Origin of the sequence: Peristeroidobacter soli (assembly GCF_004138485.1) — a bacterium.
In the GTDB taxonomy this organism is placed as follows: Bacteria; Pseudomonadota; Gammaproteobacteria; order Steroidobacterales; family Steroidobacteraceae; genus Steroidobacter; species Steroidobacter soli.
Genome location: NZ_RYEV01000004.1, coordinates 1,379,356 through 1,402,391, shown reverse-complemented (window position 1 = coordinate 1,402,391; position 23,036 = coordinate 1,379,356). Strand labels below are relative to the sequence as shown.

17 protein-coding genes are annotated in these 23,036 nt (G+C 63.3%); 11 read left to right on the top strand and 6 right to left on the bottom strand.

Annotated elements, in window-relative coordinates; all coding sequences use genetic code 11:
* The 3 genes from EKO19_RS21100 to EKO19_RS21090 all read left to right on the top strand — a co-directional run bounded on the left by EKO19_RS21100 (window position 1) and on the right by EKO19_RS21090 (window position 5,600).
* Window positions 1-2,106 carry a S9 family peptidase gene (locus EKO19_RS21100; RefSeq protein ID WP_175597141.1) on the top strand — a complete coding sequence of 702 codons (2,106 nt, stop codon included), beginning with the start codon at window positions 1-3 and terminating at the stop codon, window positions 2,104-2,106.
* Window positions 2,107-2,233: 127 nt separating this feature from the next.
* Window positions 2,234-4,882: a TonB-dependent receptor plug domain-containing protein gene (locus EKO19_RS21095; protein ID WP_129778404.1), complete on the top strand. Its 2,649-nt coding sequence runs from the start codon at window positions 2,234-2,236 to the stop codon at window positions 4,880-4,882.
* A gap of 7 nt (window positions 4,883-4,889) precedes the next feature.
* On the top strand, window positions 4,890-5,600 hold the full coding sequence (locus tag EKO19_RS21090; protein ID WP_129778403.1) for an aspartate/glutamate racemase family protein: 711 nt from the start codon (window positions 4,890-4,892) through the stop codon (window positions 5,598-5,600).
* Here the strand turns inward: EKO19_RS21090 and EKO19_RS21085 are convergent.
* The gene (locus EKO19_RS21085) at window positions 5,584-7,068 is read right to left on the bottom strand and encodes a serine hydrolase domain-containing protein (RefSeq protein ID WP_217705495.1); all 1,485 of its coding nucleotides are present in this window, start codon (window positions 7,066-7,068) and stop codon (window positions 5,584-5,586) included. The genes EKO19_RS21090 and EKO19_RS21085 overlap by 17 nt on opposite strands.
* A 277-nt stretch (window positions 7,069-7,345) precedes the next feature.
* On the opposite strand from EKO19_RS21085, the gene EKO19_RS21080 reads away from it, so the two are divergent.
* From EKO19_RS21080 to EKO19_RS21055, 6 genes are all read left to right on the top strand, one after another.
* Window positions 7,346-8,179 carry an IclR family transcriptional regulator gene (locus EKO19_RS21080; protein ID WP_129778401.1) on the top strand — a complete coding sequence of 278 codons (834 nt, stop codon included), beginning with the start codon at window positions 7,346-7,348 and terminating at the stop codon, window positions 8,177-8,179.
* Window positions 8,180-8,192: 13 nt separating this feature from the next.
* Window positions 8,193-9,617, top strand: coding sequence for an MmgE/PrpD family protein (locus tag EKO19_RS21075; RefSeq protein ID WP_129778400.1), 1,425 nt, complete (start codon window positions 8,193-8,195; stop codon window positions 9,615-9,617).
* A gap of 88 nt (window positions 9,618-9,705) precedes the next feature.
* A complete protein-coding gene (locus tag EKO19_RS21070) occupies window positions 9,706-10,917 on the top strand; it encodes an NAD(P)/FAD-dependent oxidoreductase (RefSeq protein ID WP_129778399.1) in 1,212 nt (403 codons plus the stop codon).
* Between the two features lie 14 nt (window positions 10,918-10,931).
* Window positions 10,932-11,261: a 2Fe-2S iron-sulfur cluster-binding protein gene (locus EKO19_RS21065; protein ID WP_129778398.1), complete on the top strand. Its 330-nt coding sequence runs from the start codon at window positions 10,932-10,934 to the stop codon at window positions 11,259-11,261.
* 60 nt (window positions 11,262-11,321) lie between these two features.
* On the top strand, window positions 11,322-12,095 hold the full coding sequence (locus tag EKO19_RS21060; RefSeq protein ID WP_129778397.1) for an SDR family NAD(P)-dependent oxidoreductase: 774 nt from the start codon (window positions 11,322-11,324) through the stop codon (window positions 12,093-12,095).
* A complete protein-coding gene (locus tag EKO19_RS21055; protein WP_129778396.1) occupies window positions 12,095-12,898 on the top strand; it encodes an SDR family NAD(P)-dependent oxidoreductase in 804 nt (267 codons plus the stop codon). Before EKO19_RS21060 ends, EKO19_RS21055 begins: the two co-directional genes overlap by 1 nt.
* Window position 12,899: 1 nt before the next feature.
* Here the strand turns inward: EKO19_RS21055 and EKO19_RS21050 are convergent, their stop codons facing one another.
* Together EKO19_RS21050 and EKO19_RS21045 are read right to left on the bottom strand one after the other, a co-directional pair.
* Window positions 12,900-15,086: a CoA transferase gene (locus EKO19_RS21050; RefSeq protein ID WP_129778395.1), complete on the bottom strand. Its 2,187-nt coding sequence runs from the start codon at window positions 15,084-15,086 to the stop codon at window positions 12,900-12,902.
* Complete coding sequence (locus EKO19_RS21045) at window positions 15,086-16,360, bottom strand: Rieske 2Fe-2S domain-containing protein (RefSeq protein WP_129778394.1); 1,275 nt, start codon at window positions 16,358-16,360, stop codon at window positions 15,086-15,088. Before EKO19_RS21045 ends, EKO19_RS21050 begins: the two co-directional genes overlap by 1 nt.
* A 281-nt stretch (window positions 16,361-16,641) precedes the next feature.
* Here EKO19_RS21045 and EKO19_RS21040 point away from each other — a divergent pair, with 281 nt between their 5' ends.
* Together EKO19_RS21040 and EKO19_RS21035 are read left to right on the top strand one after the other, a co-directional pair.
* The gene (locus EKO19_RS21040) at window positions 16,642-18,840 is read left to right on the top strand and encodes a TonB-dependent receptor (protein ID WP_129778393.1); all 2,199 of its coding nucleotides are present in this window, start codon (window positions 16,642-16,644) and stop codon (window positions 18,838-18,840) included.
* 6 nt (window positions 18,841-18,846) lie between these two features.
* Window positions 18,847-20,106, top strand: coding sequence for an MFS transporter (locus EKO19_RS21035; protein ID WP_129778392.1), 1,260 nt, complete (start codon window positions 18,847-18,849; stop codon window positions 20,104-20,106).
* Window positions 20,107-20,125: 19 nt separating this feature from the next.
* Here EKO19_RS21035 and EKO19_RS21030 read toward each other — a convergent pair whose 3' ends face one another.
* The 3 genes from EKO19_RS21030 to EKO19_RS21020 all read right to left on the bottom strand — a co-directional run bounded on the left by EKO19_RS21030 (window position 20,126) and on the right by EKO19_RS21020 (window position 23,026).
* Window positions 20,126-20,884 carry a glucose 1-dehydrogenase gene (locus tag EKO19_RS21030; protein WP_129778391.1) on the bottom strand — a complete coding sequence of 253 codons (759 nt, stop codon included), beginning with the start codon at window positions 20,882-20,884 and terminating at the stop codon, window positions 20,126-20,128.
* Window positions 20,885-20,960: 76 nt separating this feature from the next.
* Window positions 20,961-21,758, bottom strand: coding sequence for an SDR family NAD(P)-dependent oxidoreductase (locus EKO19_RS21025; protein ID WP_157995370.1), 798 nt, complete (start codon window positions 21,756-21,758; stop codon window positions 20,961-20,963).
* A gap of 11 nt (window positions 21,759-21,769) precedes the next feature.
* Window positions 21,770-23,026 carry a cytochrome P450 gene (locus EKO19_RS21020; protein WP_129778389.1) on the bottom strand — a complete coding sequence of 419 codons (1,257 nt, stop codon included), beginning with the start codon at window positions 23,024-23,026 and terminating at the stop codon, window positions 21,770-21,772.
* Between the last annotated feature and the right edge of the window lie 10 nt (window positions 23,027-23,036).

Genomic DNA, 23,036 nt, shown 5'->3' with positions numbered 1-23,036 from the left:
ATGAGAACGACGCTCCGATCGATACTGCTGTGGGCCGTGACGGCACAGGCCGTTGCCGGGCAGTGGGGGGATCGGTTCGATCGGGCTGAAACGTTCGTGCAGCCGCGCGTTGCCAGCATCCTGCCCCGCGACGTATCGATCGACGCGCTGGCGCCGAGCTGGGCGGACGACGATTCGTGGCTCGAATGGAGCGCGGCGGATGGCCAGCGTCAGCGAATCCAGCTGCCAGGTGGCAAAGTCACATCGGTCGCAAACAGCATGGCTGCGCCCGTCGCCGCGCCAGCTGATCGGGTGAGCTCCAGCGACGGCAGGTTCCAGGTCTACGCCGACAATCACAATCTGTTCGTGGTCGATGCCGCCGGCACGCGCCAGCTGACCGACGACGGCGAGCTGTGGCGAACGTTCGATCCGCGCTATGCGGACAGCAATCCACAAGCTCGTCCGATTCGTTCGGGACAGGCGCCGCTGGTCCAGTTCCTGGGCAACAGTTCCTGGCTGGTCGCCGAGCGCTGGGATTTTCGTCAGGTAGGCTCGGTGTGGCTCGCCGATTCGACCGCGGCTCCGAGGCCGGCGAGCATCGAGCAGCGACGCGCCTATCCGGGCGATAAAAACATTCCCCGAGCGGAGCTGTGGTTGATCGATGCCGCGACCGGGCAACGACGCCTCATCGCCAACGACGGTTGGGCGTACGTCGGCAACATGGACGTCGGTGGCGGCGGCATCTTCCCCGCGCCAGATGGCCGCTCGCTGTACTTCGTACGCATGCAGCGCCAGTACGAAGTCGTTGAGTTGTGCCGGGTCGCGATACCGAATGGCGAAGTGGAAGTCATCTGGCGCGAACAGCGCGACTCCTATTTCACCGTGCGCGCTCCTGAAGTCGCCTTCGTGGGCCAAGGCGAACAGTTGATCTGGAAGTCCGACCGCGATGGACGAGTGCACTACTATCTGATCGATGCGCGCCGCAAGCGGCTCATCCGTCAGCTCACCTCCGGAGCCATCGCCGTCAGTCGCGTGTTGCATGTCGATGCGGGGAAGCGCGAGTTTTTCTTCGAAGCCTATGGAGACGGGCAGGGCGGCGATCCTTACTACGTGCATGCTTTTCGTGCGAGCCTGGGGGGCGGTGGCCAACGCAGACTCGATACCGAGCCGGCGACACATAGCTTCGCGCCCTCGGCTGCAGCGAAATATTTCATCGACAGCTTCTCCACTGTAACGACGCCACCGCGCACCGTACTCAGAGATCGCGCCGGTCGTATCGTGAAGGAACTTGCGGTTGCCGAGCCCGGCCCGCTGCGCGCGGCGGGCTGGCAACCGCCGGAGCGTTATAAGATCAAGGCGGCGGATGGCACCACTGAGTTGTATGGCGTGATGTGGAGACCATTCGATTTCGATTCGAAGCGCCGCTATCCGGTGGTTGCCGTCGTCTACCCCGGGCCTTCCGGCGACTACGTGCCGACGCGATTCTCGCCGTCTCATGTCAACGCGGCGCTCGCGCAGCTCGGCTTCATCGTGATTTCACCGGGCACCCGAGGCTCGGCGTCCTCCCGCGGTGTGGAGTATCAGACCCACGCCAGAACGTCAGGAAACATTCGCGACTACCCGTTGCCGGACCTGCGAGAAAGCATCGAATCGCTGGGCGCGAGCCGCCCGTGGATGGATCTCGGACGGGTCGGTGTGATGGGCCATTCCGGCGGTGGCTTCATGACCCTGGCGGCGATGTTGCATGATCCTGAGTTCTACAAGGTGGGCATCGCCTCCGCCGGCAATCACGACAACAATATTTATGAGATGAACTCCGGCGAGTTCTATTGGGGCGATCCGCTCACCGGTCCGGCCGGCGGCCCGCGGGGCTATGCCACCAACATGGATGAGGTGAAGCGGTTGCAAGGCGCGCTGCTGCTCATTCACGGCGAAACCGACAGCGACGTGCCGGTCGCGAACACGATGCGTGTCGTCGACGCGCTGGTTCGTGCCAACAAGCTGTTCGACCTCCTGATCCTGCCCGGGCGCGATCACTCCATTCGTTACAAAGACGCGACCGCGGACAGCTATGTGCGCCGGCGCTCGTGGCGATACCTCGCGGAGCATCTGTCAGGTACCGAGTAATTACCTGACGGCGCTCGTCCGAGCGGCGCCGATCCGATGTCAAAATACAACTTTCATTGCATGTGAATGGTATGTACGATGACTGCAACGACTGCCAGACCATAACGACAACGCCGGGAGGAGTTTGATGCACGCGTGCAATTCGGGTTCGGGTCGCTCGAACCTTGGTCGATTGATTCGTTCATTGTTGTGGAGCGCGGGCGCCGCCAGTCTGTTGCCGGCGCTGTCGATGGCGCAGACGGTGCCCGACCAGAACACGGAAGTGCTCGATACGATCACCGTCACCGGCAGCTCGATTCGCACCCAGGCGGCCGCGCTGGATACGATGGCGCAGCCCATCCAGTTCGTTTCCGAGGAGCAGTTCCAGAACACGCCGGCGGAGTCGATCGGCGACTTTCTGCGCACCATGCCGATCAACACCGGTCTGTCGAACTCGCCGACCACCGACGAATACGCAGGTGGTAACAGCAGCATCAATCTGCGCGGTATCGGCGATCAGTACACCCTGGTGCTGGTGGAAGGGCGCCGCTTCGGCGGTGAAGACGTGCCCGACATCGGCGCCGTGCCGGCCGAGGCGATCAAAGGTATCGAAATCCTCAAAGGCGGCGCTTCATCGATCTACGGTTCCGATGCCGTCGCGGGCGTAGTGAACATTCGTCTGAAAGAAAACTTCAGCGGCCTGGAGCTGCACGGTTCTTACGGCGACACTTCGCGAGGCGACCAGTCGTTCGTGCGCACCGCCGCGGTGTTCGGCTTGACGGAGGACAAGTTCAGCCTCACCGGCAGCCTGTCGTATCAGAAGCGCGACGGCCTGACCAAGTTCGATCGCGATCTCACCGCAAGCCGCGACTACCGCGCCTACGGCGGTCTGGATCGTCGCAGCGGTCGCGTCTCCTTGCCGCACCAGATCGTGCTGAGCTCGGATCCGACGCATCCGTTGTCGCTGGACCTGTCGCGCTTCAACGCCGGCAGTTACAGCAGCAATCCGGCCGACTACGTGGCCTTCAGTCGCGATCAGGCTTACTCCACCAATGAATTGGGGACGTCGCCGCCCTACGATCGCATGTCCGGTCACTGGTCGGCGAAGTACCGGTTCATCGACGACAAGCTGGTGTTCTTCACGCGCGGCTATGCGGATCGCCGGCATCAGGATTTCTACGCGAACCCGCCGATCATCGATGTCGCGGTACCGGCCGCAAATCCCTACAACCCGTTCGGCCAGGACGTGCACGTCTGGTATCTGTTCGGCCCGAATGAGCTGGGCTACATGACGGAAACCTTCCGCACGACCAACTTCCTGGGCACGGCGGGTTTCGAAGGCACGCTCGGCCGTTTCAACTACGAAGTGGCGTACTCGAGCTATCAGAAGCGAGTCGACGAGAGTTATCGCAACGACATCGATTACGGTGCGGCGCAGGCGGCTGCGGCGCGCACCGACGCCACGGCTTTCAATCCGTTCGGCTATTGGGCGAACACGCCGGCGCAGCTGGAAGGGCTGAGTCCCACCAGCACCTATGAGCGTGAGAATGCCGTGCGTACCGTCGATGCGAAGGTCGATGGCGAATTGTTCGATTGGTACGCGGGCACTGCTTATTTCGCCGTGGGCGTCGAGAAGCGGATCGTCGATTACGATTTCCAGCCGGATGAAAGCTGGCAGAGCGTCAGCTACTGGTGGCTGGGCAATGCCGGCGATCCCATCTCGCAGTCGCGCGATGTGAAAGCGTATTTCGGCGAGGTGCGCCTGCCTGTGTTCGACGCAGGCTCCGAGGGCGCATTCGTGCAGAGCGCCGAATTGACCGGTGCCGTGCGTAAAGAGGAGTACAGCGATTTCGGTTCGTCGACCGTGACTCAATTCACCGGCCGCATCGCGTTCGCCGATGAAAGGGTGGTGCTGCGGGCCTCGTACGCCGAATCGTTCAAGGCACCGAGCCTCGACGCGTTGTATTCGCCGGTGACCAGCAACACCGAGCCGGGCGGCTTCTACTACGATCCGGTCCGTGGCGGCTTCCTGCCCGTCGATCGAATCCAGGGCGGCAACGTCGGCCTCGATCCGGAGCTCGGCGAAACCATCAATCTCGGCTTGATCGTCCGGCCGATGGGCAACTCGGACCTGGTGTTCACGCTGGATTACTGGACGCTGGAGCTGACGGATCTGATCTCTCAGCCGGACGGCCAGGCGCTGCTCAACGGCCAGGCGACCGGCGGCACGGTCACTCGCGATCCGGTCACGCTGTATCCGACGCTGGATCTGCGTCTGGACAACGGCGGCAATCGCGACGTGTCCGGCTTCGACCTGGGCGCGAGCTATCGTCTGCCGACCGGGCTCGGTACGTTCACGCTGGACTTCAACGGCACCTATCTCACCAAGTTCGAAGACAGCAACAACGGCATCACCGCCAAGTACCTCGGCACCTACAACACCACCGTGGGGCCGATGCCCCGGCTGCGACTGGTGAACAGCGTGCAGTGGGCTCGCGAGGGCTGGAATGCAGTCACCACGATCAGTTACACCGGCGGCTATGAGGACGAGATTCTGAACGTCATCAAGCGCGACGCCGATGCTTACGTGAAAGTCGACCTGCAAGGCAGTTACGATTTCGGCGACGGCCACGAGGGCGCAGGCAGTCTGCTGAACGGCACGCGCGTGTATCTCGGCATCGAGAACGTGTTCGACGAAGATCTGCCGTTCGTCGCCGAGAGCTCCGACGGCTGGGATCGATACATTGCCGACTACCGCGGCCGTTACGTTTACGCGGGCTTCAAGAAACAGTTCTGAGGAAGTCATGACCGAATCGATGGCGCAGGCGGCTCTGGGTATCGTCGAGATGGCCAACAAGCCGCTGCGCCATCCGGGTCATCTCGGTCATCCCGGAACGTTTGCTTACCCGGTCGTCTATGCCGGCGCCGCCACTGCGTTCGCGGATCGGATTTTGAATCGCGATCCGGCGGTGGCCGCGGACTATGTGCGGCAAGGCGAGCGGCTGCAGGAGCAGGGAATCAAGGCGCTGCTGACCACGTGCGGATTCAACGTCGCCTACCAATCCGAGATCGCGCGCCGCCTGCAGGTGCCGGTGGCAACGTCGAGTTTGTTGTTGTTACCGCTGTTGCTACGGCTCGTGTCGACCGAGCGCGCGGTCGGCGTCATCACCTTCGATCGGCACAAGCTCGATCCGGCGCTGCTCGAAATGTCAGGTGTGTCCGCGAGCGATGTATCGCGGCTGAAGATCCTTGGCCTGGATGGCACGCGGACCTGGCACGAGCTGAGCCGGCCCGAGCCGGAATTGCCGCTGCAAGCCATCGGCGACGATTTGATGCTGCTGATTCGGCGACTGGTCACCGATACGCCAACACTGGGTGGCATCCTGCTCGAATGTTCGGCGCTGTGCCCATTCAGCCCGCGCATCCGCGCCGAGACCGGGCTGCCGGTACTCGACTTCGTTTCGCTCGCGAATTTATTGCAGGCGTCGGTGGCGGACCTCAAGCCGTTCGTTTGAAAGTCGCGTTCTGGTAGGCGAAGCCGGCGATGCGTCGCGCATTGTCGCGGTCGACCTGCAGCTGACCTTGATCGATCACGAGTGGGCCGCAAGGTTGCTCGCAGACAAACCGGTCGTTGCCGGTCGCGACGATTCGGTACTGGAGTCCGCCGGCCCGAAACATCAGCCCCTGATCGCTCCTGGAGATGGTGACCCGGCCGAAGCGGCCGTCGTCATCGTAGCTGCCGATGAGCTCGGTGCCGGCCGTTTGCTGAGCGCCGGCGACTTTGCTGAGGCACTCGCCATTGGTCGCGAGCCGAGTGTCGCTATCGCGACGATATCGTCCCGCGTTGGTTGCATGCCAGGCTCGCTCGAGCTCATGGAATCTTGCCGTCCAACGCAGCGGATCCGCACCCTGCAATCCATCCAGCGTTGCTTGAAACAATGCGCGCGGCAGATAGATGTCGTCCGCATTGACGAGCGCAATGAAGCCCAGTTGCCGTTCGGGAAGCAGGGCGATCATGGAGCGAAAGCCCCGGATCGAGCCGGTGTGATGGAATATTCGTTCGCCGCGATAGCGATGCGTGTACCAGCCGAGCGCATAGGCTTCGTCCGTCAGATCCTCGCCGACCGCGCACGACAGCTCTTTATCGGCGAATGGTCCGGCGTCGGCGATCTGGGGTGTTTGCATGATGGCGGTCTGATTCACGGGCCATGGCGTCGCGGCGTGCGTGTTTGCAAGCCAGGCGCCCAGCCATTTGCTCAGGTCGGCAAGACAGGAGTTGGCACCGCCGGCCGGCGTCGCGACATGGTCTTCGTAGTACCAGGGCGTGGCCACGCGCTCGCCATCGAGAAGTTGCAGATGGGGCTGAGCGGCATTCCCCGAGCTTTCCGCGTCGACGACCGAGAAAGAAGTGCGATTCATCCCCAGCGGTGCGAGCAGGTTGGTTTGCGCATAGTCTTCCCACGACATGCCGGTCGCGATGTCCACCAGATGACCGAGCACGCTGAAACCGTCGGTGCAGTATGCGAAGTTCTGGCGAAACGGATGTCGAAACCCATGGTGACGCAGACGTCGGACCAGATCGGCGCGGGTCGACGCCGCTCCTCGATGGCGTCCCTCCGATGAGGTCCAGCCGACGCGATGACATGCCAAGTCTCTCAACGTCAGCAGTTCGGTCACGCGCGTGTCGCCCGCATCGAAGCTCGGGTCGATATCGATGGCACGCGTGTCCCAGTCGATCTGGTTCGCGCCGATGAGATGTGCGATGGAGGCCGCGGCGAATGTCTTGGTGCCGGAGGCGAGCGCGAACACGGTGTGCTCGTCGATCGGCAGCCCCGAGCCCAGGCGGCGCTCCCCGACACAGCGCGACCAGATCAGGCCGGCAGGGGTGCACAGCCCCACCGCCATGCCGGGCGGTTGCCACAAAGCCCGGCAGTGCGCGCTGACATCGTTCAATACCGGGCCGGGTTGGGGAGGGTTGTTCAAAGCGCGCGTCATCGGAAAAGAGGCTCGCGCATTCTAGTATTTTTGGTGGCCGCGCTACAAAGATACCTTGTGAATGGTATTCAAGTAGCGATGACTGCCAATCGATCATGCGCCGGGCTTTACGATAGGCCGTTGCTGCCGGGTGGGCTCGAATACCGGCCTCAGGCGGGTTTGGCGCTGAATTGACGCCATCATTACGATTTGTCGTAGAATGCTCCAGGATACCGGAGCCCCTGTCGAGCCTCGGCGGGGCGGCGTCACCCAAAAAGGAAGGATCATGGCTCAGACTTCAGGTGGTACGACCACCGTACCGGCGGCGGCGCGCACCTTGGCGGTATTCGAGGTGTTTGCCCGGGAGAAGCGCGAGCTGCTCAAGTCGGAGCTGGCCCGGCTGCTGGATTTGCCAGAGAGCAGTTGCTCGGATCTGCTCAACACGCTGCATGAGCTGGGCTACGTCAGTCGCACGGTCAGCACCAAGCGCTTTTACCCCACCGGGCGTCTGATCGAAATCGCCAAATCGATCGCCGAATACGATGAGGTATTGATGATCGGCACCGAGGCGACCGCGCTGCTGAGCGGGCAATCGAGCGAAACCTGCTTCTTCGGCGAGATCGACGATACCGAAGTGCGCATCGTCGCGGTCAGCGAGGGAAGCCATCGCTTGCGCTATGTGGTGTTGCCGGGCGACCGGGTGTCCATCCATGCGACCGCGATCGGCAAGGCGCTGCTCGGCGGCCTGGACGATGAGGAGCGGGATCGCGTGCTGCGGTTGAAGCCCTTGCGTGCCTTGACCGAAGCGACCAAGACCAGCCCCGAGCAATTGGAAAAAGAGATCAAGGCACATCAGAAGCTCGGGTACTACCAGGCGGTCGGCGAAGGACGACAGGGCGTGTCCTCGTTCGCCGTGCATGGTTGGATCGGGCCTCGGTTGGTGGGGCTGGCGATGGTCGGGCCGTCGGATCGTTTCGTCTCGAACAAGAATGCCTATCTGAAGCAGCTCAAAGAGGCGCAGCAGATGGTGTTCGAAGGCAAAGGACTGAGCGCGCAATCTCCGGCCGGTTCCGTCGTCAAGCGCGCCGCCGCCGGAGCCAGAGCGCGCGGCGCCAGATAGATTTCGGTCGGCGATGAATTACACCGAGACGCTCGCCGACTTCGCCTGCCAGGTCAGTTTCGATCAGTTGCCGCCGGGCGCCGTGCACGCCGGCAAACAGTTGATCCTGGACACATTGGGCTGTGCTGTCGCCGGTCACGACATGCCTTCGAGCCGTATCGTGAGACGAGTCATCGCTGCGTACGGTGGCAGTCCCGAAGCGACGGTACTCGTGAGCGGCGAGCGCTTGCCTGCCGCCCTCGCGAGTTACGTGAACTCGCATATCGGCAACGCCATCGATGCCGACGATACGTTGCATTACAAGGCGCATATTGCCGCCGCCGCGGTCGCGCCGGCGCTCGCGATCGCCGAACGGATGGGCAGCAGCGGTCGCGATTTTCTGTCCGCCGTGATCGTTGGTTATGAAGTCGCCGGGCGCATCGCGATGTCTCTGCGATCGCTGATCGTGACCGAGGAGGGCAAGTTTCAGTTCGGTCCCGTCAGCGGCTATAGCTGTATCGCCTTTGCTTCGACGGTGTGCGCCGGTCGTCTGCTCGGTTTGAATCGCGAACAGATGCTGCATGCGTTCGGCATCACTGCTGCGTCGGCGCCGTTGCCCGCGTCCTCACAATTCGGCCGGGTGTTGCCGCGGCCCATGACCAAATATGCGATGTATGGCACGACTGCGGAGTCGGGTGTGGTCGCCGCGTTGCTTGCGCAAGGAGGGTTCACGGCGGAGCGCGGCGTGCTCGATGGAGAGCAGGGATTCTGGCGCGTCGTCGGCTCGTTGGGTTGCAACTGGGATGCATTGACGGCGCGGCTCGGCGAGCGCTGGGCCGTCGAAGAAGTGATCTACAAAGTGTATCCGGGCTGCCGGTTCCTCAACGCCGCCATCGATATGTTTTATGACTTGTGCCGTCGTCACGGCATCGAGGTCGATGAGATCGAGCGGATCGATATTGGGTTGCATGGCGCGGCGCTCGCGAAACACATGGACGATCCGAACGTCGTGACCATGGTCGATGCCTGCTTCAGTGCGCCGTATCTGCTGGCGGCGGCCGCTTACGCGGGACCGCCTGGCCCCTCCTGGCATACGCCGGAGGCGCGGGCCGATGAGCGAATCAAACGTTTTATGAAGAAGGTGACGGTGGCGCTCGAGCCCACGGCGGCGGCGATCGCAGCGGCCGACTTGCGCGCTCTCGGTCACAACGCGCGAATGCCGAGCTCATTGAGGATCGTCACGAGTCGCGGCGATTACTCGGCACGCGTGGAATATTCCAAAGGCGATCCGTACAGCGCCGACACAAAGTGCAGCGACGCCGACCTTGCCAACAAGTTCCGCAACTTCTGTGTGCCGGCCTTGGGTGAGGCCAGTACCGACGCCGCTCTCGCGCGAGTATGGGCGATCGATGGAGCCGACGACGTGCGCGAGCTCGTGAGGAATCTGATCGCGGGCTGAGCCAGTCGAGACAACGGCATATCGTTGTACTATCCGGCAAATCGTAGTAACCTGCGAGCCAAGCTGGATAGCGAATACCTATTCGACAATGAGCGTTGTCATCATCGGGGGTGGGCACGGGGGCGCGAGCGCGGCGTTCGAGCTGCGACGAAGCGGCTATCGGCTGCCCATTACGATCGTCGGCGACGAGCCGGTGCTGCCTTATCAACGGCCGCCTTTGTCCAAGGCCTGGCTCAAGGGGGAGGCGAGTCTGGAAAGCCTCACCCTGCGGCCAGCGAGCTGGTATGCGGACAACGATGTGACTCTGTATCTGGCGGCGCGCGTGCAATCGATCGATCGCGGCGGCCGACAGGTTCGGCTATCCGACGGCGTCGCTGTGCCCTATGAGCAATTGGTGATTGCAACGGGCGCTCGTGCGCGCCAGCTCTCGATTCCCGGCGCGACGTTGTCCAACGTGCTGATGCTCAGAACGCTGGCCGATGCCGATCGGCTCAAGGCGCTGATCCGTCCCGAGTCCAGAATCGCAATCATCGGCGGCGGCTATGTCGGTCTGGAAACCGCGGCGTCATCGCGTGCGCTCGGCGCGCAGGTGGTGGTGGTCGAGCGGGAGCAGCGCATTCTGGCTCGCGTGGCCTGCGGCAAGTTGTCCGAATTCTTCAGCGGCGTGCACCAAGCCAACGGGGTTCGCTTCGAGTTGAGCGCCGAAGTCGCGGAATTCATCGGCGAGACGCAGGTGCGTGGCGTTCGCTTGAGCGACGGACGCGTCATCGAATGTGACATCGCCATTGTCGGCGTTGGCGCGATTCCCAACGACGAGCTCGCTCGGGCCTGCGATTTGCCTTGTGCGGACGGTGTCGTGGTCGATCAGCACGCACGCACCGCCGATCCAAATATTTACGCCATCGGCGATGTCACACGTCGACCGTCGCAGCGCTACGACCGCCAGATCCGACTGGAGAGCGTGCCCAATGCCTTGGAGCAGGCCAAGCAGGCGGCCGCAGCCATCTGTGGCGCGCCGGCACCGCAAGCTGAGCTGCCGTGGTTCTGGTCGGATCAGTACGACCTGAAGCTGCAGATCGCGGGCATGGCATTCGACTGCGATGAGATTGTGATCCGCGGCGACCTGTCAGCGCGCAGCTTCTCGATATTCCATTTGCGCGGCGAGCAGATCGAAGCCGTCGAAGCGGTCAACGCGCCCGCCGACTTCATGGTCGGGCGCATGCTGATCGCCCGTCGCACCGCCATCGTTCGTGAAAAGCTGGCCGATGCCACGGTGCCCGTGCGCGACGTGGCGGCCTGATCAGAGGTTGGGGTATGCCGAAAATCACGTATGTGAGTTATGAGGGTCTCAAGCGCACGCTGGAGATCAAGGAAGGGCTGACGGTGATGGAAGGGGCGATCCACAACAGTGTGGCCGGCATCGATGCCGAATGCGGCGGCGCCTGTGCCTGCGCCACCTGTCACGTGCTGGTGGACCAGGAGTGGATGGCCAAGGTCGGTCCGCCGAGCGACATGGAAAAGAATATGTTGCAGTTCGCGAGCGAGGTGGGGCCCACTTCGCGGCTGAGTTGCCAGATTCGAGTCACGCAGGAGCTCGATGGGCTGGTGGTGAACACGCCGAAGACGCAGCAGTCCGCGCTGTGACGATTTCGGTGATTCGTGAACAGTCACGAATTGCCGTGACACATTTACCGAGAGCAAGCTATGAGTGAGTCGAGACAGTGGCCGTTGGATGGTGGGGCGCCGCCGAAGGGCAGCCTCGCGTGGGTGGTGGGCGTCGGTGCCATTCAGGGCACGGGCGGCGCCATCGTGCGTCGACTGGCGGATGCCGGCATGAAGGTCGTCGTCACCGGCCGCACGCCCGAGAAGGTCGATGCAATCGTGCGCGATGTCACCGATCGCGGCGGTGTGGCGATCGCCGCGCCCGCCGATGCAGGTACGGACGAAGGTTTACAGCCCGCGCTGGATATCGTGCGCCGTGAAGGCGGTTTGCACACCGCGATCTATAATGCCGGCGGCAGTCAGTGGCGGCCGAATCCGCTCGAAATGGACACCAAGTTCTTCGAGGATGTGTGGCGGACCAACTGCCTCGGCAGTTTCATCGTGGCCCGCGAGGCAACGCGCCTGATGTTGGAGCGTAACGGCGGCGTGCTGTTGTTCACCGGCTCCATTTCCGGTGTCATCGGTCGTCCGAAGCTGACCGCTTATGCGTCGGCGAAGTTCGGGCAGCGCGCCATCGCGCAAGCTTTTGCGCGAGAGTATGGTCCGAAGAACATTCACGTCGCGAATATCATCGTGCACGGACCCATCGATGGCGATCGTCTCAACAACGCGTTCCCGCACGCCAAGGACAAGCGGCCCGAGGATGGCATGGTGAACATCGATTCGATCGCCGAAACGTTCTGGCAGGTGCTCACGCAGCCGCGCCATGCGTGGACGCACGAGATGGACATTCGCCCTTACTGCGAGCCTTTCTGATGAGCAACGACGCCGCGACCATCGATTATCTGGCCCGGCAGCAACTGACCGGTCGCGGCTTCGTCGTGCTCGGCGTCGGTGCTGGCATCGGATCGGCGGTGTGCGCGGCCTTGTCGCAAGCGGGCGCGAAGCTGCTGTGCGTGGATTCCAAGAAGGAGGTTGCGGAGGCTGCCGCAGCCAGGTTCGGTGGCATCGCCGCGGCCGCGAACGTTACCGATCGCGCCGACATGGAGGCTGTGTTCGCTCAGGCCGAAAGACAGTTTGGTGGGTCGTTTGCCGGCGTCGTCAATGTCGTGGGAGTGCCGATGCCCGGCGCGATCGCTGCGTTGGACGATGAACAGACGCAGCGGCAGCTCGATCTGACGCTGCGCCCGGCGATTCTCGTAACGCAGCTGGCGGCGCCCCGCCTGGCCGCGCGAGGCGGTGGCTCGGTGGTTTTCGTCGGTTCGCTGGCCGCTGAAGTCAGTACGCTCAACATCGCGCTGTATGGGGTCGGCAAGGCCGCCGTCAACAAGCTCGCCGCCGCGGCCGCGCACGAGTTCGGTCCGGGCAAAGTCCGTTTCAACGTGGTGTCGCCGGGCAGAATCGTTTCTTCCGGCGTGGTGCCGATCTCGCCGGAGACGCTGGCGCGCATCGAACAGGCCGTTCCCCTGCGTCGCGCAGGAACGCCGGCCGATATTGCCGGTGTCGTGTTGTTTCTATTGTCGGATCTCGCCGGCTACGTCACCGGGACCGTCATTCCCGTCGATGGCGGTGTCGGCCGGATCTCGGCGCTGCCCGAAAGCGCGCCGAGATCCAAATAGCTCAGCGCACCGTTCCGTTCGCGAGCAGCGACTCGATCTGCTCGGCGGCCACGCCCAGCTCGGCAAGAATTTCTCGCGAGTGCTCGCCATGTGCCGGCGATGAACGCAGCGCGCCCGGAGCGCGCGAGCGCGAGAACGTGACCACGGGACCAAACGTTGAGAGGACGCGTCCATAAGCGCTGTCCTGCGCTTCGACGACGAGGCCGGCTGCGCGTGCTCTGGGATCGTCCCGTAATGTCTGCCACGATGCCGGATTGCAGCGTTCCACCCAAACGCCCGCCGATTCCAGCCGCGCCACTGCTTCGGCGCTGCTGAGCGACGACAAACGATCTGCCAGTTGGGCCGCAGAGTGTTCGTTCCACTCGGCGCGCGTGGCAGGTGCCGGTTGCAGCTCGAAAGTGCGGGCCAGCGTTGCCGACATCGTCTCGCCGCGAGCGGCAATCGCGATCCAGCCGTCACGAGTGCGATACAGCTGCTCGGTGGGATGAAAGCCCGTGCGCTGTGAGTTCAGCAACGGTGCGCCGACGAATTGCCGGTCGGGTGTTAGCAGCAGCTCGGACATCAGGAACAGCGATGTGCCCAGCAGGCTGTTTTCCGCCGCCGTCGCAGTGTGATGTCGCAGCCGCGAATAGACTGCCATGAGAATGGCAATCGCGCCGAGCGCGCCCGTGGCGAAATCGACATACGCCGAGCGATACCACATTGGTCGATTGTTCTTGCCGCCGGCTCGCGCTTCATGGCCGCACAGGGCCTGCATCACCATGTCCCAGCCGGCATCCTTCGCTTTCGGTCCGATCGAGCCGTAACCGGTGGTGGCGAGGGTGACGATATTGGCCCGAATCCGGCGCAGGCTCGCCGGGTCGATGCCGAGTCGCGCATCGACGCCGAGACGGAAGTTGTGAGTGCTGACATCGGCGGAGGCGCAGAGCCGGTGCGCCAGCTCGAGGCCTTCCGCCGATTTCATATCGATGACGATGCTGCGCTTGCCGCGATTGGCGACCACCGTGTTTCTCATGCCCGTGAGCGCGGCGAGGCTGGTCGGTGGCTCGACTCGAATCACGTCCGCGCCCAGATCGGCGAGCAGCTTGGAGGCGTAGGGGCCGGCGATGAAGTTGCCGAAGTCCACGATGCGCAGGCCCGCCAGTGCGCCGGCCGCGTTCGACGGCGAAAGCTCAGCCCCCGCGCTGGGCGTCGATACCTGCTCGAAGCGCAATGGGTTGCCCATCAGCGTCGAGCCATCTTCTCGTTGTGAGAGCAGACCGCTCGCCTGCACTTGCGGGAGCGACCACGCTTCGCCCGGCATCAGCACGGGTTCGGCGGCGAGGCCCGCTTCATTCAATGCCGCCACGAGCTCGGCGCGCTGGCGACGTTTGATGAAGGGCTCGATGATGGAGCGATCGGCGAAGTAGCTTTGCGGGCCGCGAGCGAGCGTGGGAATGCCGCGTTCGTTCGGATCGACGGCGATGTCGATGCCGAGCACGGCATAGAGCTTGGCCAGCGCGTTCGGCACGCCGAGAACGAAATGAATGTAATCGCCGTCGGCGCATTCGAAGATGAGATGTTGCACATCCTTGGGTGGCAACTTGTCGAACAGTGCATCGGCGCGCTCGGCTTCCATCCAGATCTGCGACCAGAACAGTGCCAGGCCGCGTTGCATGCTGGTGCGGACGATCTGCCCCAGGCCGCTGCGCTCGCGCTCGATCAGCGCGGCCCACAAGCCGATCAGCCCGCTGAGTGCCGCGCCATAGCTCGGCAACGCCACGGCGAACTGCACCGGTTGATCGTTGAGTTGTTCGTGAACCAGTCCGGTGCGCGCCTGCACGAGCAAATCGACGGCGGGGCGCGAAGGATCGAGCGCATAGCCGCTGAGTTGCACGATCACCAGCCGTGGGAACTTTGCCTGCAGCGCCTCGGCATCGAAGCGCCAGCTCAGTCCTGGATGGTCCTCGCCGCCGATCAAACAAACATCTGCATCGGCGAGTTGCGCATCGATGACTTCGGCTGACAGTGAGCGCGCCCCGCCTTTGAGCGCCTCATAAGCTGGATACACTGTGGCGAAGGGATCGCCGCCAGGCGGCGCGATGCGTGTCACCTGCGCGCCGTTGTCGGTCAACGATTTGACGATCACCGCAGCGGACAAGCCCACTGCGAGGTCGACGACCTTCACATCGGCAGCAATGCTCGACATCAAGCTTCACTCGCCGCGGTGTTCTTGGCGACGAAGCTCTCCTTGAGCAGCGTCGTCCAGGGCTGGTCGGTGGCGATCCGGCCGGTGATGGAAGCCGGATACAGCGCCGGTCGCAAACCCGCGGGCTCGTTGCCCGCCGCCACCTGCTTGGCATTCTCGGCCAGCAGTCGTCGCATCTTGATGATGGCGATATCCGAATGCACCAGATTCTGACGCGGCTGGTCGGCGATCGGTCCCATCGAGGCGGCGACCCCGAAATCCTCCGGAATGAAACGATGCATGCCGGAGAAGGTTTTGCCGGCGCGCATGGCGGCCCGGTCCTGCAGATAGTTGTTGTCGCGATTCGGACGGCCGGGCAGATCGTGACGGTCGCGGCCCAGGCCCCAGTAATCCATGCCGGCATCGTCGATGCCATAGAACTTGCGCAGACGCTCGCGTTCCTCGCCGACGCCGAGCGCCTTGTCCGGATCCCAGAAGATCATCACGAAATGCGTGCGGTCGCTGTGCACCGGCACCGAAATCAGCAGCACCTTTTGCGAGGCATTGACGTAGACGGCGGTGGGCAGGGCGAACGCGGTGATGCGCGCGACGATTTCGGGGCGGCCTTCGGCGCTCACTGCCTGACGAAGTGCCGCGTAACAAAAGCCGTAGTCCGTGTCGGCCACTTCGATGGCGGGCGCGAGATCGTTGAGGATTTCGGGGCTCGCTACATCTTGATGCAGGATGCCGACGTGAGAAGAATCGAGCACGCCTTCGATGGTGCGCGTGAAGTTCGCCGAGGCCACCACGATCTCCGCGAAGCGATGACTCTCGGGCACATCGAAGAACGGATGGTGAGGGAAGGCGGGCGCGAGCTCCGCCGGTCCGATATAAGCCCAGATCAACCCGCCGGCCTCGCGGGTGGGATAAGAACCCTGACGGCGCAGGTCCTTCACTTTCGGATCCTTGACGGTCGGGATCTCCAGCACACGGCCTTCGACGTCGAATTTCCAACCGTGATAGATGCAACGGATGCCGCCTTCCTGGACGCGTCCGAGACACAGCGAGGCGGAGCGATGACAGCAGCGCTCATCGAGCAAGCCGATGCGGCCGGCGGTATCACGGAAGGCAACAAAGTCGCGCGACAATAGAGTGATGCGGCGGGGATCGCTGTCGGGCGTCGGGAAGTCCGATGACAAGGCAATAGGCCACCAGTAACGGCTCAAGGTCTGATTCATGGGTTTGCCGACGGCGACGTCGGTGAGCAGTTCATGGTGTGCGGCGGCGGCGGACATATGGCAAAACCCCCTCGTTGAGCAGTGTCGCCCGCGCTCTGACAATCACGGGCTATTGGATTGTGCCACGAATATTCGTGGCGCATAAACCCACCCCATTCCAAAGGCCGGCGGGGCGAGAGCCATTCTCATTGGTAGGGTATCGCCCGGCCGGTGACGGAAAATGGGTTGACTAGATCCCGATATACCGGGGTATCATTCGATTAATCGGGGACCAGTCATTAGGTTCCCGCGCCCCGGGCGCTGGTGTGTCCGGGTCCGATATTCAGACCGGGGGGTCCATGACTGCTATTACTTCAGGCCGCGCGCTGTCCAGCCCGCGCCGCTATCTCAGCGCTTCTGCCATCGCATTGCTGCCGGGCCTGTGGGTCGGTGGGGTCATGGCGCAGACGGAAACGGCATCGGAGCAGGACGTGGCCACGGGTGGCCTGGAGCAAGTGATCGTGACCGCGCAGCGTCGCGAACAGAATCTGCAGGACGTGCCGATCGCGGTGACCGCCGTGACCGGCGCCATGGTCGAGGCGCGCGGTATCCGCACGACCGACGATTTGAACGTCGCCATTCCTGGCCTGAATGTCTCGCGCAGCATCTCGACCGGCCTGTTGTATCTGCGCGGCGTCGGTAATAACAGCACCAATCCGGGCCAGGAGCCGAACGTCGGCTTCTATGTCGATGGCGTGTACTACGCCACGATGGTCTCCGACCTGTCCTCCTTCAACAACGTGGATCACATCGAAGTGTTGAAGGGTCCACAGGGCACGCTGTTCGGCCGGAATACCACGGGCGGCCTGCTGCAAGTGGTGACCAGAGACCCTTCGCACGATCTCAGCGGCAAAGCGTCGGTCGGCTACGGCAACTACGACACCACCTCCGCGAGCGCCTATGTCACGGGCGGCTTCAGCGACACGCTGGCTGCGGATTTCTCGGTGAACTACAACGATCAGGGCGAGGGCTGGGGCCGCGATACCTTCCGTAACGTCGATGTGAATTTCCGCGACGATCTGAACCTGCGCACCAAATGGTTGTGGGAACCCTCGGAGGCCTGGCGAATCACGGCGACGGCGGACTACAACAAGATCAAATCGGATCTCGGCTCGGCACGGCAGATGCTGCCCGGTTTGCCGACCACGCCGGCGGCGCTCGGTTCGATCTCGTTCAACGGCAACATTTATGATTCGCAGACCAACTCGCCGGTGATCGACGAGATCGAAGGCGGCGGCGTGGCGCTGCGAACCGAGTACGACAATGGCGGTCTGCGCTTCGTCAACATCGCGGCCGCCCGCAAGCTGTCGCGTTTGACGCTGCTCGATCTCGACACCACGCCCGGCAATCGTTCCTCGGCGCGTTACGACAAGCAGGAAGCGGAGACTTTCAGCGAAGAATTCCAGGTCCTGTCGCCGGCCGACAGCACCATTCAATGGATCGCGGGTCTCTACTACTTCCATGCCGACGACGGCGTGCATCCGCTGCAGATCAACAACGTGGCGCTCGGCGCTGCCTTGTATCAGCAGATCGACGTGTCCTTGCTGACCGACAGCTACTCGGCCTTCGCGCAGGCGACCTTCCCGCTCGGCGACCGCACCAGCCTGACGCTGGGCGCGCGTTACACGTTGGACCAGAAGAAAGTGGAAGGCACGGTGCGCACCGCGTTGGCGCTGTTGTCGACCGTGGATACCGACGAAGACTTCGATGAGCCGACCTTCCGGGCCGCGCTCGACTACAAGCTGACTGACGACATCCTCGCGTACGTGAGCGTGAACACCGGCTTCAAGAGCGGCCTGTTCAACGCGACGACGCCGACTCAGCCGGCGGTGAGCCCCGAGAAAATCATTGCGTACGAGACCGGCCTGAAGAGCGAGCTGTTCGACCACTCGATGCGCTTGAACGTGGCCGCGTTCTACTACGACTACACCGATCTGCAGCTCACTCGCTTCACTGGCACCGCGACCCAGCTGCAAAACGCGGCGGACGCGGAGGTGTACGGCCTGGAAGTCGAGATGGAAGCGTCGATCGGCTCCGGCTGGACGCTGATGGCGGGCGCGTCGGCGTTGAAGAGCGAGTACGTCAAGTTCGACAACGCCGTGTCCTTCGTCACCAACCCGGTGACCGGGCTGGGCGCGCAGACCATCCTCGACGTGAGCGGCAACAATCTGCAACGCACGCCGGAGTTTACCTTCAACGCCGCGGTCGACTATCGTCAGCCGCTCGCGGCCGGCGAGTTGGGCTTCAACGTCGGTTACTATTTCAACGACGGCCTGTACTTCGAGCCGGACAACCAGTTGCGACAGCCGAGCTACTCGCTGGTGAACGCCGAAGTGTCCTGGTCGGCGCCGAACGATGCTTATCGTGTGCGCCTGTGGGCCAAGAACCTGCTCGATGAGGAGTACTACAATCAGATGCAGACCGCGAACAATCAGCCGCCCATCGGCGCTCCCGGCGCACCGCGTACTTACGGCGTGTCACTCTCGGTGAATTTCTAAAGTCCCATGTCGGCAGCCAGGCAACCGTTCGATACGGTGAGTGAAGGGGCGAACGCGGCGGAGCATCGTGCCGGCGCGATCGCCGAGATCAAGCAAGGCATTGCGCTGCTGTTGACCGCGATGGTCGGCTGCGCGGTCGGCATGATCGGGTTGTCGGTGTACAGCCTGCCGTTTCTCTCCGGCTCGTTGGCCGGGGAGTTCGGCTGGCAGCGCACCGATGTCACGACCGCGGCGAGCTTCCTCGTCGCGGGCCTGGCGTTGATGGGGCCGATCGCGGGCCGGCTGTGCGATCGCTTCGGCGCCCGTCGCATCATCCTGCCCTCGATCGTGCTGTATGCGTTGGGGTTGCTCGCCATCAGTCGTCTCAACGGGCCGCTGTGGGTGTTGTACACCGGCTATTTCCTGCTGGCCGTCGGTGGCAGCGGCACGACTTACGCTGTGTATGCGCGAGTAGTGAGCTCGTGGTTCGATCGTGCTCGCGGGCTTGCATTGGGCGTGATGATGTCGGGCCCTGGCATCTCAGCGGCGGTGTTGCCTTTCATGTTGCCGCCCATCGTGGAGAAATACACCTGGCGGGGCGGCTATGTCGCGCTGGGTTTACTGGCGTTGGCGGTGATCCTGCCGGCTGCGTTGCTGTTACGAGAGCGTCCGCGAACCGTCGCGGCGGCGGCCAAGGCGGAAGACGGCATGACGTTGCGTGAGGCGCTCAGAACGCGGCAGTTCTGGGCGATGCTCGTGGGCGTGATCCTGGTGTCCTCGGCCATCATCGGCACGCACGTCAACCTGCCCGATCTGCTAGCGCGCAAAGGCATCGATGCTTCAGTGATCGTGTCGGCCGCGTCGATCTACGGAATCGCCATCATCGTCGGCCGACTCGCGGTCGGTGCAGCGCTGGATCGGCTGCATGGCACGGTAGTCGGCGGCATCTTGTTTACATTCACCGCGTGCGCGCTGCTGTTGTTCGACTTTGCGCAAGGATCGGTGGCCATCGTCATTGCGGCCGCCGCGCTGGGCGTGGCGTCGGGAGCGGAGGGCGATCTGTGCGCTTACATCGCCGGTCGCTACTTCGGCTTGAAGTCGTTCTCCGAAATCTTCGGCTGGATCTATTCGGCGCTGGCGCTGGGGCTCGCCGCGGGTGCGGCGGTCGCCGGTGCATTGCTGAGATCCACTGGCTCGTTCGATGCGTGGCTGCTGGCGGGTGCCGCTGGATCGATCGTCGCCGCGATCTTGTTCGCAACCTTGGGCCGTTATCGCGACGAGCGATAACGACCCTGGCCGGTGCTGGTCAGCGCAGTACCGACAGCCCACCATCGCAGATCAAGGACAAGCCGTGAGTGAACGCGGCGCGTTCCGAGCATAGCCAGATCACCGCCTCGGCCTGATCTTCCGCCGTGCCCAGACGACGCAATGGAATGCGGTTCGCCATGTCCTGCAATTTCAGATTCGAGCCCTGCGCGGCCGGCGCCAGCATCGGCGTGTCGGTCGCGCCCGGCAACAACGCGTTGATACGAATGTTCTTCGGTCCGAAGTCCACCGCGGCCGAGCGGGTCAACCCGATGACGGCGTGTTTCGAGGTTGAATAGGACGCCGTCAATGGCGCGGCGAAGTTGCCGAGGCCGGACGAGGTGTTGACGATGGCGCCGCCGCCCACTTTCAACATCTCGGGGATCTGGTACTTCATGCACAGCCAGATCGCTTTGAGATTCAGCCCGAGCACCATGTCCCATTCCTGCTCGGTGCAATCGACCACGTTGGTGGAGCCGCCACGATGGCCGGCGTTGTTGAAGGCGCAGTCGAGCCGGCCGAAGCGCGCGACGGTGGCGGCCACCATTTCCCGAATGTCAGCGGGCTTCAGCATGTCGGCGCGCTGAAACAGCGCCTCGCCGCCTTGTTCGCCAATGGCTTTGACGGTTTCGCGTCCGCCGGCTTCGGCGATATCCGCCACGACGACTCTGGCGCCTTCGCGTGCGAAGGCGAGGGCAGTGGCTCGACCGATGCCTGAGGCGCCGCCGGTGACCAGCGCAACTTTATCTCGAAACAACATGACAACTCCTACGGATGCGGATCAGTGACCGAGCTGCGCAAGGCTGCGCGCAGCCAGGCGCCATGCGAGTCGTTCCTCAAGCACGCCTGGCGGCGACGGCTTGACCGGCCTCCCTGCACACCGCGCTCAAGCCGCCATCGACCACCAGCAATTGGCCGGTGACGAAAGCGGCAGCTTCGCTGGCAAGAAACAAAGCGGGGCCGACCATGTCTTCGCCGGTGGGCCAGCGCCCGAGTGGCATCAACGCCGCGATCGCCTGATATTTCGCGGGATCGTCGGTGACCGCTTTGACGCGCTCCGTCGCTGTCGGGCCCGGCAGCAAGCCATTGACCCGCACGCCGCGTGAACCCCATTCGGCGGCCACGGTTTTAGTGAGGTGATTGAGCGCCGCCTTCGATGCGCCATAGGCGCTGGAGTTGGGATTGCCGTTCATGCCCAAGGTGCTGGAGACGATGATGACGCTGCCCGAGCCGCGCTCGAGCATGTGAGGCCCGGCAGCTTGCAACAGCGATACCGTGCCTTCGACATTGACGGCCTGCAGGGCGCGCCAGTCGACCAGCGGTACTTTCTCGATCGGGGCGATGACACTGCTGCCCGCGGCATTGCTGACGAGCACATCGATGTGACCAAACGTCTGCAGCGTGCGCTCGACCATCGCGCGAACACTGTCCGGACTGCTCATGTCCGTCGCGATGGCGAGTGCCTTGGTGCCAAGTTGCTCGATCTGCGCGGCCATCCGGTCGAGCTGATCCTGATTGCGGGAGCAGACGACGACGTTGGCGCCGGCGCGAGCCATGCCGAGCGCGATTGCCGCGCCGATGCCACGACCAGCGCCGGTGACGATGGCGGTTTTGCCTTTGAGACTCAGATCCACGGCGACGTTCCTCAGTTGACGGCGGCTTCGCGAACGGTGCGCGGATGCACGCGAACGTGCAGCGATTGCAGTCCGCGGAAACCGATCATCGTGCCCCAATCGAGCTGGTCGTCGAGAATGTCCATGCCGTCGAAGCGTTGGACCAGGGCCGGGAAGAATTCGGTCAGCTGCATTTTCGCGAGCAGATGGCCGATGCAATGATGCAAGCCCGGACCGAACGTCGCATTGTGCTGTTGTGAGCGTTGCAGATCGACCTGCAGCGGCTGGTCGAAGACCTTGGGATCGCGATTGGCGCTGGCGACCATCAGATACACGATCTGACCCTGCTTGAAGTCGTGGCCCCGCCAGCTGAAGTCGCTCGACACCACGCGGCCTTGGGTGGTGGACATGCCGATGACCCGCTGCAATTCCATGATCGCGTTGAGCTGTTCCTCGGGCGCGACGCCCCGCAGTTCATTCCAGAGTTTGGGATCGCGCGCCAGCGTCAGCGAGCCGAGACCGATGGTGTTGCCAGTGGTGTCGTGGCCGGCGATGAGCGACATGATGCAAGTGGCGACGATTTCTTCATCGGTCAGCTTCTCGCCGTTGACCTGCGCCGACAGCAGCGAGGAGATGAAGTCGTTGGCGGTACTGCCGCGGCGTTTCTCGATTTCGGCCATGAACGCGGCGCGCATTTCGTGAAATGCTTTCTCCGTCTCGTCGAGAATGTCCTTGGTCGTGCCGCCACCGCCGGCACCGGACAGCGTCGCCCAGGCCCAGTAGCGCAGGCGAGGAATGTAGTCGTCGGTCAATCCCATGAGTCGTACGATCACGCGCGAGGGAATCTTGCGGGCCACGGTTTCGATGAAATCGAACTCACCCTGTTTCTGTGCGTCGTCCAGCGCATCGGCGATCACCTCGCGTGCGTACGGACGGTAGAATTCCGCGACGTGACGATTGAACGCCTTCATCAGCAGCTGACGCAGGCGAGGCTGCTCCGGCGGATCGAGATTCAGCAGCATGCGGCTGAAGGTCTGCATCACGTATGGAATGCGACGCTCGCGCTCGGCGGGATCGGGCATGAACGAAAAGATGCGCGGCAGGCGATTGGCGGACAGCGGCAGCTCGCCGCGGAACGCTTCGATCACCGGCTCGTGGCCGGTGACGATCCAGGCGTTCTGTTTGTCGCTCCAGTAAATCGGCGCTTGCTCGCGCAGCTCATCGAGCTGCTCCAGCAGCTTGTTGCCCAGGTGCTTGGCCTGGCTGAAGTCGATCTGCATGCTGCTCATGACATCTCCG